The organism is Curtobacterium sp. VKM Ac-2922, assembly GCF_022815645.1.
Classification (GTDB): Bacteria; Actinomycetota; Actinomycetes; order Actinomycetales; family Microbacteriaceae; genus Curtobacterium.
Window position 1 is genome coordinate 147,778 of sequence record NZ_JALGRO010000002.1, and the last position, 12,742, is coordinate 160,519.

The following is a 12,742-nucleotide window of genomic DNA, read 5'->3' on the forward strand; positions in this document are numbered from 1 at the left end:
CTATTCCGCGGCGCCGGACGGGCGCAGGCGCGCGATGAACGTGTCGATCTCGGCCTGCGACCGCAGCCGCACGACCCGCAGGTGCGGTGCATCCCGCTCCACCGCCGGCACCATGGCGCGCATCTTCCTGCGGGTGCGGATCCCCCAGCGGATGATGTGGTCGCGGTTGGTGAAGAAGGTCCAGAACGGCGGCTCGACGTTGCCGTTCCAGAGTGCGATCCGCCCGAGGCGACGCCGCACGGTCCGACGCACCAGACGCCACATCGCGATCGGGATCGGCAGGTCCAGCCAGACCAGGGTGTCCGCCCGCTCCGTCAGCAGTGCGCGGACCTGGTTGTACTGCCACTCGGTCACCCACTGTGGTTCGGCGGTGTAGGCCGCGACGTCGTCCTCGAATGATGCTCGAGGCTCCCATCCCGGACCGTGGAACAACCCGTCGATCTCGGTGTGCGGGATGCCGAGCGCGTCGCCGATGCGGCCGGCGGTGGTGGTCTTGCCGACGCCCGTCGTCCCGGCCACGAGCACGCGTCGCGGCGGCGGGTGGAGGGCGTCGAGCGGTCCGAGCATCCCTCGACCCTACCGAGCGCCCGTCTGGCAACCGCGCCCGCCCGCACCTTCCCGCGAGCGGGCGGAAACACCGGGTCCACGTGACCCGCCACCCCGGTATCTCGCCCGCTCACGTCGAGAGCCGCCCGCCCCGCACCCCGCGCCCGCCCGCCCGCCCCGCACCTTCCCGCGAGCGGGCGGAAACGCCGGGTCGACGTGAACCGCCACCCCGGTATCTCGCCCGCTCGCGCCCCGCGCCGCCCGCCCCGCGCCCCGCGCCGCCCGCCCGCACTGCGCCCGCGCCCCCACACGCGACCGCGCCCGCCAGCCGGCGTTCGGGCGCTGCTTCCCCGCCGTTCCCCTGCCGGTCACGCGCCCTGCCTAGCGTCCAGGACATGAGCAACCTGCGCGTCGTGGCGGTCGTCCCGGCGCGTGCCGGCTCCAAGGGCATCCCGGGCAAGAACCTGCGCCCGGTCGCGGGCCGTTCCCTGGTCCGCCGCGCGGTCGAGTCGGCCCGGGCAGCACGACTGGTCGACGGTGTCGTGGTGTCCACGGACGGTGACGCCATCGCCGCCGAGGCCATCGCGGCCGGTGCCCGGGTCGTTCGCCGTCCCGCCGACCTGGCCGGGGACCAGGCGAGTTCGGAGTCGGCGCTCCTGCACGTCCTCGACGAGCTGCACGCGGACGGGCTCGATCCCGAGGTGCTGCTCTTCGTGCAGGCGACCTCGCCGTTCATCGACCCGTCGGACCTCGACGACGCCGTGGCCCGCGTGCTGGGCGGTTCGGCGGACGCCGTGTTCGCCGCGGCCCCGTCGCACGCGTTCCTGTGGCGCGTCGATGCAGCCGGGCACGCGGTCGCGGTGAACCACGATGCCGCGACCCGTCCGCGCCGTCAGGACCGTGAGCCCGAGTACCGCGAGACCGGGGCCTTCTACGCGCTGCGCGTCGAGGGGTTCCGCCGCCACCGGCACCGTTTCTTCGGCCGGGTGGAGCTGTCACCGGTGGACCCGCGCGGCGCGATCGACATCGACGAGCCCGCGGACCTGGCCCTCGCGGCGGCGCTCGCCCCGCAGCTCGACACCCGTCCGCACGATCCCCAACGGTGGCCGCTGGCCACGACGAACGGAGCACCATGACCGTCAGCATCGGTACGTCGACCATCGGCGCGGGACACCCCGCCTACCTGATCGGCGAGATCGGCCTGAACCACAACGGTGACGTCGACATCGCCAAGCGCCTGATCGACGTGGCGGCCGATGCCGGTCTGCAGGCGGTCAAGTTCCAGAAGCGGACGCCGGCGATCTCGACGCCCGAGCACATGAAGCACACCCCGCGCAGCACGCCGTGGGGCGAGATGACCTACCTGGAGTACCGCTACCGCGTCGAGTTCGACCGCGAGCAGTACATCGAGATCGGCGACCACGCGACCCTGCGGGGCCTGGACTGGTTCGCGTCGCCGTGGGACGAGCCGAGCGTGGACTTCCTCGAGTCGCTCAACGTCGTCGCGTACAAGATCGCGTCGGCATCGGTGACGGACCTCGGCCTGCTGGCGGCGGTCCGGGCGACGGGCAAGCCGGTGATCCTGTCGACGGGGATGTCGACGCTCGAGCAGATCGACCGCGCGGTCGCCGCCCTGGGCACGGAGCGGCTGGTGCTCATGCACGCGACGTCGACGTACCCGCTGCCCGCGCACGAGGCGAACCTGCGCATGATCGACACCCTCGCCCAGCGGTACGCGGGTGTGCCCGTCGGGTACTCCGGCCACGAGCCGGGACTGCAGATCTCGATCGCCGCGGTGGCCCTCGGCGCGACCGCCGTCGAGCGGCACATCACGCTGGACCGCACGATGTGGGGCTCCGACCACGCCGCGTCGCTCGAGCCGCACGGACTCGCCACGCTCGCCCGCGACGTCCGGATCATCGAGAGCGCGCTCGGCGACGGCGTCAAGCGGGTCATGCCCGGCGAGCTCGCCCCGCTCGCGAAGCTGCGGCGCATCGACGCGTGAGCGACGGACCGAGCCACAGCCGCGTGAGCGACGGACCGAGCCTCAGCCGCGTGAGCGACGGACCGAGCCACAGCCGCGTGAGCCCGGTGAGTGGTACAGACGGTCAGGCCGGGAGGCGCGTGGTCGGCATCGTGGACACCGACTCGTTCGCGAAGTGGGGCGCGCACCTGCTGTCGGCGGCTCCCCGGGACTGGTCGCTCGAGCTCCTCGTGGTGGACACCCCGCGTACGGCCAGCCCGGCACAGCTCCGCGCGGCGTTCCGCGGCCTGGACGACCGCCTCGCACACCTGGCGGCGACTCCCCCGGCGCCGCTGACGGTCGATGCGATCGTGGACCGGCTGCGATGCGACCCCCCGGATGCCGTGCTCGTGTCGACGATCGGGCCCGTGGCCGAGCTGCTGATCGACGAGGTCCACCGCCAGGTCACGCCGCGCCCGGTGCTGCTGACGGGGCTGCCCGGCATCTCGTTCCCGGCGAAGTGGAAGGGCGTGTTCTCCCGCGCCCGGGCCGACCTGTTCGTGCTGCACAGCCACCGCGAGGTCCGCGCCTACGACGCCATGGCGACCGAGAACGGCGTCGTGCCCTTCTTCGCACTCGCCACGCTGCCGTTCGCCGCGCGGCCCGGGCACTCGCTGACGGCGCAGCCCCCGGCCGACCACGATGCGACGCACACACCGGACTCGGTCGTCTTCGCCGCACAGCCCAGCGTGCCGGAGTCCGAGGCCGATCGTGCCCGCGTCGTCGCCTGGCTCGCCGAGACCGCCCGCCGGCACCCGTCGTGGCGCGTCGTGGTGAAGACCCGCGCCGTCGCCGGCGAGCACCAGACCCACCGCGAGACCTTCCCGTACGCCGATCTGCTGCCCGCCGACGCACCGCCGAACCTGGTCGTCGAGACCGGCCCGATGGCGGTGCACCTGGACCGTGCCGTGGCCCTGGTGACGATCAGCTCGACGGCCGTCCTCGAGGCAGCGGCGCGCGGCATCCCGGCGCTGACCCTGACCGACTTCGGCGTGCACCGGTCCCTCATCAACGAGGTCTTCGTGGGCAGCGGCCTGGAGGGCGACGCGATCGACCTGGTGGACGGCCGGTTCGGGGTGGTGCACCCCGACTGGATGACGGACAACTACTTCCACCCGGACTCCGACGACGACTGGGCGGACCGTGCCGAGGCCGCGATGGCCGCGCGCGACGCCGGCACCCTGGTCGACCGTCCGAGTGCCCGCCGGAGTCACGGCGGAGCGCTGCGCCGGGCGTGGGAGCGCAAGAACACCCTGGGCGCTGCCGACCGCACCGCGATCGGCCGGGTCGCACTGGCGATCGGCGCTCCGGTCCGCACGGCGAAGCGGCTGGCCCGGCGGGTGCGTCGGATGGTCGTGCCCCCGGAACCGACCGCGGTCGGCGCGCCCACCTCGCAGCGGACCGGTGTCCTACCGGGCGCGACGCCGACCGCGCAGGCCGAGCCGGGCCTCCAGGCCGTGGACCGAGAAGGCGCCTCAGTCGACGGCGCGCGCGACGGCCAGCAGCAGCTGGTCACGGGTCGGGACGCCGGGTGAACGGAAGACCTCGGCTCCGTCCGACCGCCGCACGATGATCGTGGGGGTCGAGCGGATGCCGAGGTCTTCTGCGTCGTCCGGGTGCGCGGCGACGTCACGTTCGGTCACGGCGAGCCCGGGGACCAGCTGTGCTGCGTCGGCGGCCACCCGGCGGGCGGCGGCGCACGGTGCGCAGAAGGCGGAGGTCCAGAGGTCGAGCTGCATGTGACGGTGCAACGCGCCGGCGTGCGGGACTACTCCCGGTCGAAGCCGCCGCTGCGGTCGCCGCGCTCCTGCAGGTCGTCGAGCGGGTCGGACTCGTTCGGGACGAAGGTGTAGTCCACCGAGGTCTGGTCGAGCACCTGGCGGGTGTGGGTGGCCTTGTAGGTGAAGGCCGTCTGCAGGCCCTCGACGTCCGCGAACACCGTCACCTCGTCCTCGACCGCGTCGCCGGTGGCGGTGCGGGTGTCCGTCTGACCGTCGAACGGGCCCTCGTGGTAGATGGCGGTGTACTCGTCGCCCTCGTGGATGGTGATGTCGCTCATGCCGTCCTGTCTACCAGGAGCCCCTGTCCGAGCGTTCCCGGAGCCCTCTTGCCGGTTTCATAGCCCTGCTATATAGTTCAGCTATGGAACCATCGCGCGAGCAGACGATCGAGACGCTCCTCGTCTCCGTCAACCGCCTGATCCGCATTGCCGTCCAGGCCACCGGGAACACCACGTCCCAGGCCGTCTGGCGGACGCTCGGCATCCTCGAGACCGACCAGCCGCTCCGGCTCGGCGAACTCGCACGGGCGTCGCGCGTGTCCCAACCCACCATGACCCGGCTCGTCGGCAGCATGCTCGCCGACGGCCTGATCGCCCGGTCCGTCGACCCCGACGACTCCCGCGGGCAGCTCATCGAGATCACCCCGGCCGGCGCCGAACGCCTGACCGCGTGGCGCGCGACCCTGACCCGCACCGTCGGGCCGCTGTTCGCCGACCTCGACGACGACCAGTGGGACGTCCTGCACGAAGCATCGGCCCTCGTCGCATCGAGGACCAGAACGGAGATCACCGCGTGAACGCGCACGCCCCGGCGGCCTCGGCCGCACACGCCCCTGCACCCGGTGCCCACGGCGCCCCCGCACAGAAGGGCAGCATCCTCAAGCAGTCCCGGGCGGTCTGGGCGATCGCCTTCGCCTGCGTCGTCGCCTTCATGGGCATCGGCCTGGTCGACCCGATCCTGCCGGCCATCGCCGCGTCGCTCAAGGCCACCCCGGCGCAGACGGAGCTGCTGTTCACGAGCTACCTCGCCGTGACCGGCGTCGCCATGTTCTTCACCAGCTGGGTCTCGAGCCGCATCGGTGCCAAGCGCACCCTGATGATCGGGCTCGCCCTGATCGTGGTGTTCGCCGTGCTCGCCGCCGTGTCGAACGACGTCTGGACGATCATCGGCTTCCGCGCCGGGTGGGGCCTCGGCAACGCGCTGTTCATCTCCACCGCACTGGCCACGATCGTCGGAGCCGCCTCGGGTGGCACGGCGTCCGCGATCATCCTGTACGAGGCCGCACTCGGCCTGGGCATCGCGATCGGGCCCCTGGTCGGCGGCCTGCTCGGCTCCGTCAGCTGGCGGGGACCGTTCTTCGGCGTGACGACCCTGATGGCGATCGCGTTCATCGCCGTGGCCGTGATGCTCAAGTCGTCGGGGCTCGAGAAGCCCGTGCCCACCAAGCTGTCGGCACCCTTCCGCGCCCTGGGCCACCCGGCGCTCGCAGCCCTGGCCGCGACCGCACTGTTCTACAACATCGGCTTCTTCGTCCTGCTGGCGTACACGCCGTTCCCGCTCGGGTTCGGCGCGCTCGGCATCGGGTTCACGTTCTTCGGGTGGGGTGTCGGCCTGGCGATCACGTCCGTCTGGGTCGCGCCGATGCTCACCGCCCGGCTGCGTCGCACCACCGTCCTGCGGATCGCCCTGCCCCTGCTGGCGCTCGACCTGTTCGCCGCGGCCGTCGTGGTGCGCTCCCAGGTGGGGCTCGTCATCTGCGTGATCATCGGCGGGCTGGTGCTCGGTGTCCTGAACACGGTGCTGACCGAGTGCGTCATGGAGGCCACGGACCTCCCCCGATCGGTCGCATCGAGCGCGTACTCGGCCGTCCGGTTCATCGGCGGCGCCATCGCCCCGCCCGTCGCGACGCTGCTCGCCGACGCGTACTCGCCGAGTGCCGCCTACGTCTTCGCGGGAGCGTCGGTCACGGTCGCGTTCGTCGTGACACTGGTCACCGCGCGCGTGCTGCGGCGGGTCGACGACGGGGCAGAGCCCGAGCGCATCGAAGCCGAGGCGATCGGCGCCGGCGAGATGCTCTGACGCGCGGGGCGCGCTTGGACGCTGGGCGTGGGAGGGCGCCTCGTGCTTGTGGGCGCGCTTCACCGCGAACGGGCGAAATGCCAGGGTCTGCACTCCGCAGGACCCCGGCATCTCGCCCGTTCGTGCGTGGGGTGGGGACCCGCGGCCGGATGGAACGGCCCGCCGGGGGCTCGCGCGGTCGCGCGGAAGGTCCCGCTGGCGGCCCGCACGGTCGCGCGGTCGCGCGGACGGTCCCTCCGGCGGCCCGCGCGAACGGGCGGAACACCCTGGTCCGCCCGCGAGAGCACCACGACGTTCCGCCCGCTCGCGGCGGTGGGCATGGGCCCGGCGGACAGCACGACCAGCGAGCGGGCGGAAGCGCGGGGTCGCGAACGAGAGCGCCACGGCATTTCGCCCGCTCGGCGCACGGGGGCGGGACGGGGCGGGGGGCGGGACGGGACGCGGGGTGGGACGCGACCGTCTGGAGGCCCGGTGCCGGTCCGGCGGGCCGGCACCGGGCCTCCAGACGGTCGCGTCATCCCCAGCCGTCCGGCGGCGTCTGTGGCCGGGAATAGGATCGTGGGCATGGCAACCGCGAATGACCGCCTCGTCTGGATCGACTGCGAGATGACGGGCCTCGACGTCGAGGTCGACGAACTCGTCGAGGTGGCCGTGGTCATCACCGACTTCGACCTGAACCCCGTGCACCCCGGCTTCGACATCGTGATCAAGCCCGACCAGTCGGCGCTCGACAACATGAACGAGTTCGTGACGAACATGCACGCGACGTCGGGCTTGGCCGAGGAGATCCCGAACGGGGTGTCCCTGGCGGACGCCGAGTACCAGGTGCTCGAGTACATCCTCGCCCACGTCCCCGCCGAGGGGTCCGCTCCCCTCGCCGGCAACACCATCGGCACGGACCGGGCGTTCCTGGCGAAGTACATGCCCCGCGTCGACGGGCACCTGCACTACCGCAGCGTCGACGTGTCGAGCATCAAGGAGCTCTGCCGGCGCTGGTTCCCGCGCGTGTACTTCAACGCCCCGGAGAAGCACGGCGGGCACCGGGCACTGGCGGACATCCTCGAGTCCATCCGCGAGCTCGAGTACTACCGCCGTGCAGGGTTCGTCGCCGAGCCCGGCCCCACGACCGAGGACGTGCGCGCGGTCTCCGCCCAGGTGGTCGAGGCCTGGGCACCCCGCCTGGCGCAGCCCGAACAGCAGCCCGCCGAGTAGTGTCCCGCGGGGTCTCCCGCGTGTACTACTATTGAGTGGTTGCTTCCGGCTCGCCGGAGTGCACATGGTGGGTATAGCTCAGCTGGTAGAGCGCCTGGTTGTGGTCTAGGAGGTCGCGGGTTCGAGCCCCGTTACTCACCCCAGTCGAAGGAGAGTCCCGTTGCCTCGCGCAACGGCACTCTCCTTCTGTCGTTCCCACGTCGTCGTCCGTCCGCGCCCTGCGACGCCGCGCGGATCCACCCAGACGGATGTGCCACGATCGGTGCCGTGATGGAGATGTCCGCCGAGGCGTTCGAGGACCTCGTGACCGACGAGCTCGACCTGCTCCCGGACGAGATGGTCGACGGGCTCGACAACGTCGTCTTCGTGGTCGAAGACGAACCCGAGGACGGCTCCGACCTGTTCGGGATCTACGACGGGATCGCGGCGACGGAACGCGGGCAGTACGGCTTCGGAGAACTGCCCGACCGCATCGTGGTGTTCCGCAAGCAGCACCTGGCCGAGTGCGAGACGGTCGACGAACTCCGCGACGAGGTGCACACGACCCTCGTGCACGAGATCGGGCACTTCTACGGCATCGACGACGAGCGCCTGCACGAACTCGGCTGGGCGTAGGACCCGCGCGCTCAGCGCGGACCGCGGGCAGCGCTCGCGTGGGCCGGCCGGGCCCGCGCCTGGAGCCCGGCCTGCGAGTGATCAGGACCGGAGCACCACGTCGGCCAGCGACGCCGGAGCCTCGGCAGCGATGAACGCATCCTCCTGTCGGGCCCACCTGTCCCACTCCGTGGCGAACACGTCGCCGTCGCGGTCGATCGCCCGACGTTTCCGGACCGCATCGTCGGCGGCGAGCCACACCCGTACGGACGCCATCGGCGCCGAGGCGCGCGACAGGGCCCCGCAACCCTCGACCACGATCGGCGCGGCGGGGTCAAGCCGTACCCAGTCGCTCGGCGCCGACGCCGTCCAGTCCCACCGCCGGTACCCGGACGGGGCTCCGAGGACGTCGGTCACGACCGCATCGGCGGCGGCGCGTAGTCCGTCCCACCCCGGGTAGACATCGTCCAGGTGGACGAGCTGCGCACCGATCTCCCCCGCCAGGGCGGTACCCAGGGTGGTCTTCCCGGTGCCGGAGCGTCCGTCGACCAGCACGACGGGCCGGCGCCCGTCGACCGTCGCAGCGGTCCACGCGCGGGTGGCGAGCATCGAGACCGACGCGAGCCGGGCCTCCAGTCCGTCCGTCTCAGGCACGCCATGTCCCCGCGGCCACCGACACCACGATGGCGACCAGGCCGATCCCGACCAGCAGTGCGACCGTGGCCCACTCGCGTCCCGCGAACCGCGCCGGCCGAGCCCAGGTGCGCCGCCCGGGCGCACCGAACCCTCGCGACTCCATCGCCACCGCGAGGGTCGTCGCACGCCGCAGCGCCACCACCAGGAGCGCGAAGGCCATCGATGCTCCACGTCGGAGCCGCCCACCGTCCCCCAGCCCTCGCGCCCGTCGAGCCATGCCGATCTGACGCCAGTCCTCGCCGAGCAGCGTCATCATCCGGATCGCCGCGAGCGCGCCCAGCACGAAGCGCGCAGGAAGCCGGAGGACCTGTGCCAGCCCGTCCGCCAGGTCCGTCGGGTCCACGCGGACGAACAGCGCCACGCCCGGCAGGCCGACGGCGAGCACGCGCAGCATCGTCGCGAGCGCCAGTTCGAGCGACCCGTCGGTGACGTGCGCGAAGCCGAGATCGAACCACTCGCGGCCCGACGCCTGCCCGTACAGCGCGATGCTCAGGCCCGTCAGCGGGACCGCGAGCAGCACCGGCGAGGTCCGCAGCAGCAGTGTCCGGACCGGGATCCGGAGGAGCGGTGCGAGTGCGAGTTCGATCGCCAGCGCGACCGCCGCGGACACGAGGTCCAGGCTCAGCACCAGGCAGACACCGAGTCCGAGCACACCGAGCAGGGTCGCCACGGGCTGGACGGCGGGGCGGGCTGTGCGGTCCGAGCGGATCGTCCGATCGGGCGGATTCGTCGGGTCGCTGGGCGGGGTCGTCCGATCGGTGGGCGGGGTCGTCCGATCGGGTCGGGGTGTCTGATCCGACCGAGTCGACCGATCAGGAGGCCCGGCCCGGCCGGGCCGGTCGTCGCGCGTTGCCGGAGCGGTCACGGTGCAGTCCTGGTGGTCGGGTCGGTCAGGCCGGTCGCGGTGAGCACGAGCTCGCGGGCGTCGAGCGCACGAACGAGATCACGGTCGTGCGTGACCGCGACGATGGCGGTACCGGCATCCGCCAAGGCGCCGAGCGCTCCTGCGACGGCCTGCCAGGTGGCACGATCCTGGCCGGAGGTCGGCTCGTCGAGCACGATGACCGGGGGCCGCGTCGCAACGACGGTGCCGATGGCCAACCGGCGTTGCTCGCCGCCGGACAGGGTGAACGGGTCGGCATCGGCGAGGTGGACGAGACCGAACGTCTGGAGCAGGTCATCGACGCGTGCGGCGACCTCGCCCGGGTCGGTCCCGAGCGCGGTCGGGCCGGCCACGAGTTCCTGCCGGACGGTGCGGGCGACGAACTGGTGCTCGGGGTCCTGGAACACGGTGCCGATGCGGGCAGCGAGCTGCCGGCTCGACCAACCACAGGGCGCTGGGCCGGCGGGGGGCGCTGCGGTGGCACTGGTCAGTTCGGTGGTGGCACGGAGCGTACCGACCGCCGGACGGAGCAGCCCGGCCAGGGTCAGGCCGAGTGTCGACTTGCCGATGCCGTTCGGGCCCGTGACCGCCAGGACCTCTCCCCCACGGACGGTGAGGTCGATGCCGTGGCCGACCGGATGGCGTCGGCTGCGTGCGGTGCCGAGCTCCTCGGCGACCAGCAGGTCGGCGCCGGCGTGGAGCTCGACGGCGGGCGCGGCGGCGGCCGGCGCGGCGGCGCCGGGCGCGGCGGCATCGGGCGCGGCGTCGCCCGGCGCGGCGGCATCGGGCGCGGCGTCGGGGGGCGCGGCGGCGCCGAGCGGGCGGAATGCCACGGACGGCTTCGGGACGGGCCCTGGCATTTCGCCCGCTCGCGTCGGAGCGGGCGCGCCCATGCCGGGCGCTGCTCCGGCGGCGTCGCCGCCGAGTGGGCGGAATACCCGGGTCCCCGCCGCGACCTGCCCTGGCATTTCGCCCGCTCGCGTCGGAGCGGGGCGGGGGCGGCGAGCGGAACCGCGTGCGGGGTCGGCGCCGGGCACCCAGACGCCGGCGGCCGTCAGGGCCGCGCCGTGCTCGCGCAGGACTTCGGCGGGCGGGCCGTCGGCCAGCACGCCGGCCCCGGGCGCGAGCAGCACCAGTCGGTCGACCAGGTCGAGCCAGGTGCCGATCCGGTGCTCCACGACGAGCATGGTCGCGCCGGTGTCGTCGAGCAGTGCCCGCACGGCATCGTGGACCTGACGGACGCCGTCGGGGTCGAGGTTGGCGCACGGTTCGTCGAGCACGAGGGCCCCCGGGCGCATCGCGAGCACCCCGGCGAGCGCCAACCGCTGCCGTTGTCCACCCGAGAGCATCGTGGTGGACCGGTCGAGGGGCAGGGCGAGCCCCACGACCTCGAGTGCGGACCGGACCCGCTCCCAGATGGCTGCTCGCGGGACGCCGAGGTTCTCGCAGCCGAACGCGACGTCGTCGCCGACGCGTGACATCACCGTGTGGGCTTCGGGGTCCTGCATGACCAGGCCGACGCGGCCACGGGCCGACCCGGGTGCAGCACCGTCGACCGTCACCGAACCCTGCACGGAAGCCGCCGAGTGGTCGTCCGCGTCGGGCTCGTCAGGCAGCACCGCGGCCACGGCGCGCAGGAGCGTGGACTTGCCCGCCCCGGACGCCCCGACCACGGCGACACGTTCACCGGGCTCGACGACCAGGTCGAGCCCGCGGACGGCCCAGGCGTCACGCGCGGCGTACCGCCAACCCCAGTCGCGGAACTCGATCCGAGCGGGGGTGACACCCGCCTGGTTCACGCCGCGGGGGTCCGGCGCCGCTGCGCGTGCTCGCGGCCGACGGCGAACGAGGACAGGACGCCGGTCCGTGCCAGTGCACGCGCGACGAGCCAGGACCCGAGGCCGGCGATCACGGCACCCGAGACGATGCCGCTGATGACGTAGACGAGCTTGAACGCCGGGTCGAGACCCGCGTACGAGAGCACGATGTCGTTCAGGCCCATCGCCAGCCCGGCGACGGCACCGGCGAGCACCACGACGGGCAGTCGGTACACGCGGTACAAGAACAGCGCGAGGACGAGCTCGGCACCCAGGCCCTGGACGAGTCCGGCCTCGAGCGTGGTCCACCCCCACTGGGTGCCGAACAGCGCCTCGACACTGGCGGCAACCAACTCGGCGAAGAGCGCGGCACCCGGCTTGCGCACGATGATCGCGACGAGGGGCCCGGCGAGCAGCCAGACACCCCCGAAGAGCGCCTGTGTGCCGGGCAGCAGGAGCGCGACGGCCGTGGACAGGGGCTCGTACCCGAACTCCCAGACCTTGAAGACCACGCCGACGGCGACGGCCAGGACGCTGGCGACGACGATGTCGACGACGCGCCATCGCAGCGAACGGCGGCCGACGGGGGCCGCGGTGGACGGAACAGCAGATGACGTGCCGACAGGCATGTGGACTCCTCCCTGCGCCGGCATGACCCGGATCAGGTTCGACGGTCGGAGCGCGACTCGCTCCCTCTCAGCCCGGCGATCCCGGACTCCCGTGTGTGTCCCAGCAGTGTACTGCGGCGCGGCGCCCGTTACTTCTTGAGGACGCGGACGAGCTTGCGGAGGACGGTGCCGGTCACCCAGATCACCGGGATGCACACGACGAGCAGCGAGATCAGGTTCGGTTCGAACTCCAGGTCCTTGCCAGGACGACGCACGTAGGCGCCAACGGGGAGCGTCGCGCCACCACCGCCACCGCCACCGTTCTGGTCGTCGCCACCGCCGCCGAAGCCGAACCACCCGACGGACACCGGGATGAGGGTCTGGTCCCCGACCTCGACCGGGTCTCCGTAGTTCGAGGAGACGCCGAAGGGGCGCACCTTGTCTGCGATCTGCGTCACGATGTTGGTCATGGCGCGAGGCTACTCCGCGGCACCCCGGGTGCG

The 12,742-nt window shown here is 72.8% G+C and carries 15 protein-coding genes, 1 tRNA gene and 1 riboswitch; of the genes, 8 read left to right on the forward strand and 8 right to left on the reverse strand.

Annotation, left to right across the window (positions count from 1 at the left end):
- Positions 1-567 carry an AAA family ATPase gene (locus tag MT346_RS02735; protein ID WP_243561221.1) on the reverse strand — a complete coding sequence of 189 codons (567 nt, stop codon included), beginning with the start codon at positions 565-567 and terminating at the stop codon, positions 1-3.
- A gap of 374 nt (positions 568-941) precedes the next feature.
- On the opposite strand from MT346_RS02735, the gene MT346_RS02740 reads away from it, so the two are divergent.
- The 3 genes from MT346_RS02740 (at position 942) to MT346_RS02750 (ending at position 4,104) form a co-directional block, all read left to right on the forward strand.
- Positions 942-1,682, forward strand: coding sequence for a cytidylyltransferase domain-containing protein (locus MT346_RS02740; protein ID WP_243561222.1), 741 nt, complete (start codon positions 942-944; stop codon positions 1,680-1,682).
- A complete protein-coding gene (locus MT346_RS02745; protein ID WP_243561223.1) occupies positions 1,679-2,551 on the forward strand; it encodes an N-acetylneuraminate synthase family protein in 873 nt (290 codons plus the stop codon). The genes MT346_RS02740 and MT346_RS02745 overlap by 4 nt, the downstream gene beginning before the upstream one ends.
- Before the next feature lie 119 nt (positions 2,552-2,670).
- Complete coding sequence (locus tag MT346_RS02750; protein WP_243561224.1) at positions 2,671-4,104, forward strand: DUF6716 putative glycosyltransferase; 1,434 nt, start codon at positions 2,671-2,673, stop codon at positions 4,102-4,104.
- On the opposite strand, the gene MT346_RS02755 is transcribed toward MT346_RS02750, so the two are convergent.
- Positions 4,045-4,308 (reverse strand): thioredoxin domain-containing protein, encoded by a 264-nt coding sequence (locus MT346_RS02755; RefSeq protein ID WP_243561225.1) that lies wholly within the window; start codon positions 4,306-4,308, stop codon positions 4,045-4,047. The genes MT346_RS02750 and MT346_RS02755 overlap by 60 nt on opposite strands.
- A 29-nt stretch (positions 4,309-4,337) precedes the next feature.
- Positions 4,338-4,628 carry an oligoribonuclease gene (locus MT346_RS02760; protein ID WP_243561226.1) on the reverse strand — a complete coding sequence of 97 codons (291 nt, stop codon included), beginning with the start codon at positions 4,626-4,628 and terminating at the stop codon, positions 4,338-4,340.
- A gap of 83 nt (positions 4,629-4,711) precedes the next feature.
- On the opposite strand from MT346_RS02760, the gene MT346_RS02765 reads away from it, so the two are divergent.
- The 5 genes from MT346_RS02765 to MT346_RS02785 all read left to right on the forward strand — a co-directional run bounded on the left by MT346_RS02765 (position 4,712) and on the right by MT346_RS02785 (position 8,256).
- Positions 4,712-5,146 carry a MarR family winged helix-turn-helix transcriptional regulator gene (locus MT346_RS02765; protein WP_243561227.1) on the forward strand — a complete coding sequence of 145 codons (435 nt, stop codon included), beginning with the start codon at positions 4,712-4,714 and terminating at the stop codon, positions 5,144-5,146.
- Between the two features lie 77 nt (positions 5,147-5,223).
- Entirely contained in the window at positions 5,224-6,429 is a 1,206-nt protein-coding gene (locus MT346_RS02770; RefSeq protein ID WP_243561439.1) for an MFS transporter, read from the forward strand.
- Between the two features lie 564 nt (positions 6,430-6,993).
- A complete protein-coding gene (gene orn / locus MT346_RS02775; protein ID WP_243561228.1) occupies positions 6,994-7,641 on the forward strand; it encodes an oligoribonuclease in 648 nt (215 codons plus the stop codon).
- A 67-nt stretch (positions 7,642-7,708) separates the two neighbouring features.
- Positions 7,709-7,784: transfer RNA gene (locus tag MT346_RS02780), tRNA-His, on the forward strand.
- A 127-nt stretch (positions 7,785-7,911) separates the two neighbouring features.
- On the forward strand, positions 7,912-8,256 hold the full coding sequence (locus MT346_RS02785; protein WP_243561440.1) for a metallopeptidase family protein: 345 nt from the start codon (positions 7,912-7,914) through the stop codon (positions 8,254-8,256).
- Between the two features lie 81 nt (positions 8,257-8,337).
- On the opposite strand, the gene MT346_RS02790 is transcribed toward MT346_RS02785, so the two are convergent.
- From MT346_RS02790 to MT346_RS02810, 5 genes are all read right to left on the reverse strand, one after another.
- Entirely contained in the window at positions 8,338-8,889 is a 552-nt protein-coding gene (locus tag MT346_RS02790) for an ATP-binding protein (RefSeq protein ID WP_243561229.1), read from the reverse strand.
- Positions 8,882-9,601 carry an energy-coupling factor transporter transmembrane protein EcfT gene (locus tag MT346_RS02795; protein WP_243561230.1) on the reverse strand — a complete coding sequence of 240 codons (720 nt, stop codon included), beginning with the start codon at positions 9,599-9,601 and terminating at the stop codon, positions 8,882-8,884. Before MT346_RS02795 ends, MT346_RS02790 begins: the two co-directional genes overlap by 8 nt.
- A gap of 191 nt (positions 9,602-9,792) precedes the next feature.
- On the reverse strand, positions 9,793-11,613 hold the full coding sequence (locus MT346_RS02800) for an ABC transporter ATP-binding protein (RefSeq protein ID WP_243561231.1): 1,821 nt from the start codon (positions 11,611-11,613) through the stop codon (positions 9,793-9,795).
- Positions 11,610-12,260: an ECF transporter S component gene (locus MT346_RS02805; protein WP_243561232.1), complete on the reverse strand. Its 651-nt coding sequence runs from the start codon at positions 12,258-12,260 to the stop codon at positions 11,610-11,612. Before MT346_RS02805 ends, MT346_RS02800 begins: the two co-directional genes overlap by 4 nt.
- A riboswitch (TPP riboswitch) is annotated at positions 12,252-12,363 on the reverse strand. It overlaps the preceding gene by 9 nt.
- A gap of 25 nt (positions 12,364-12,388) precedes the next feature.
- Positions 12,389-12,709 carry a hypothetical protein gene (locus MT346_RS02810; protein WP_243561233.1) on the reverse strand — a complete coding sequence of 107 codons (321 nt, stop codon included), beginning with the start codon at positions 12,707-12,709 and terminating at the stop codon, positions 12,389-12,391.
- Between the last annotated feature and the right edge of the window lie 33 nt (positions 12,710-12,742).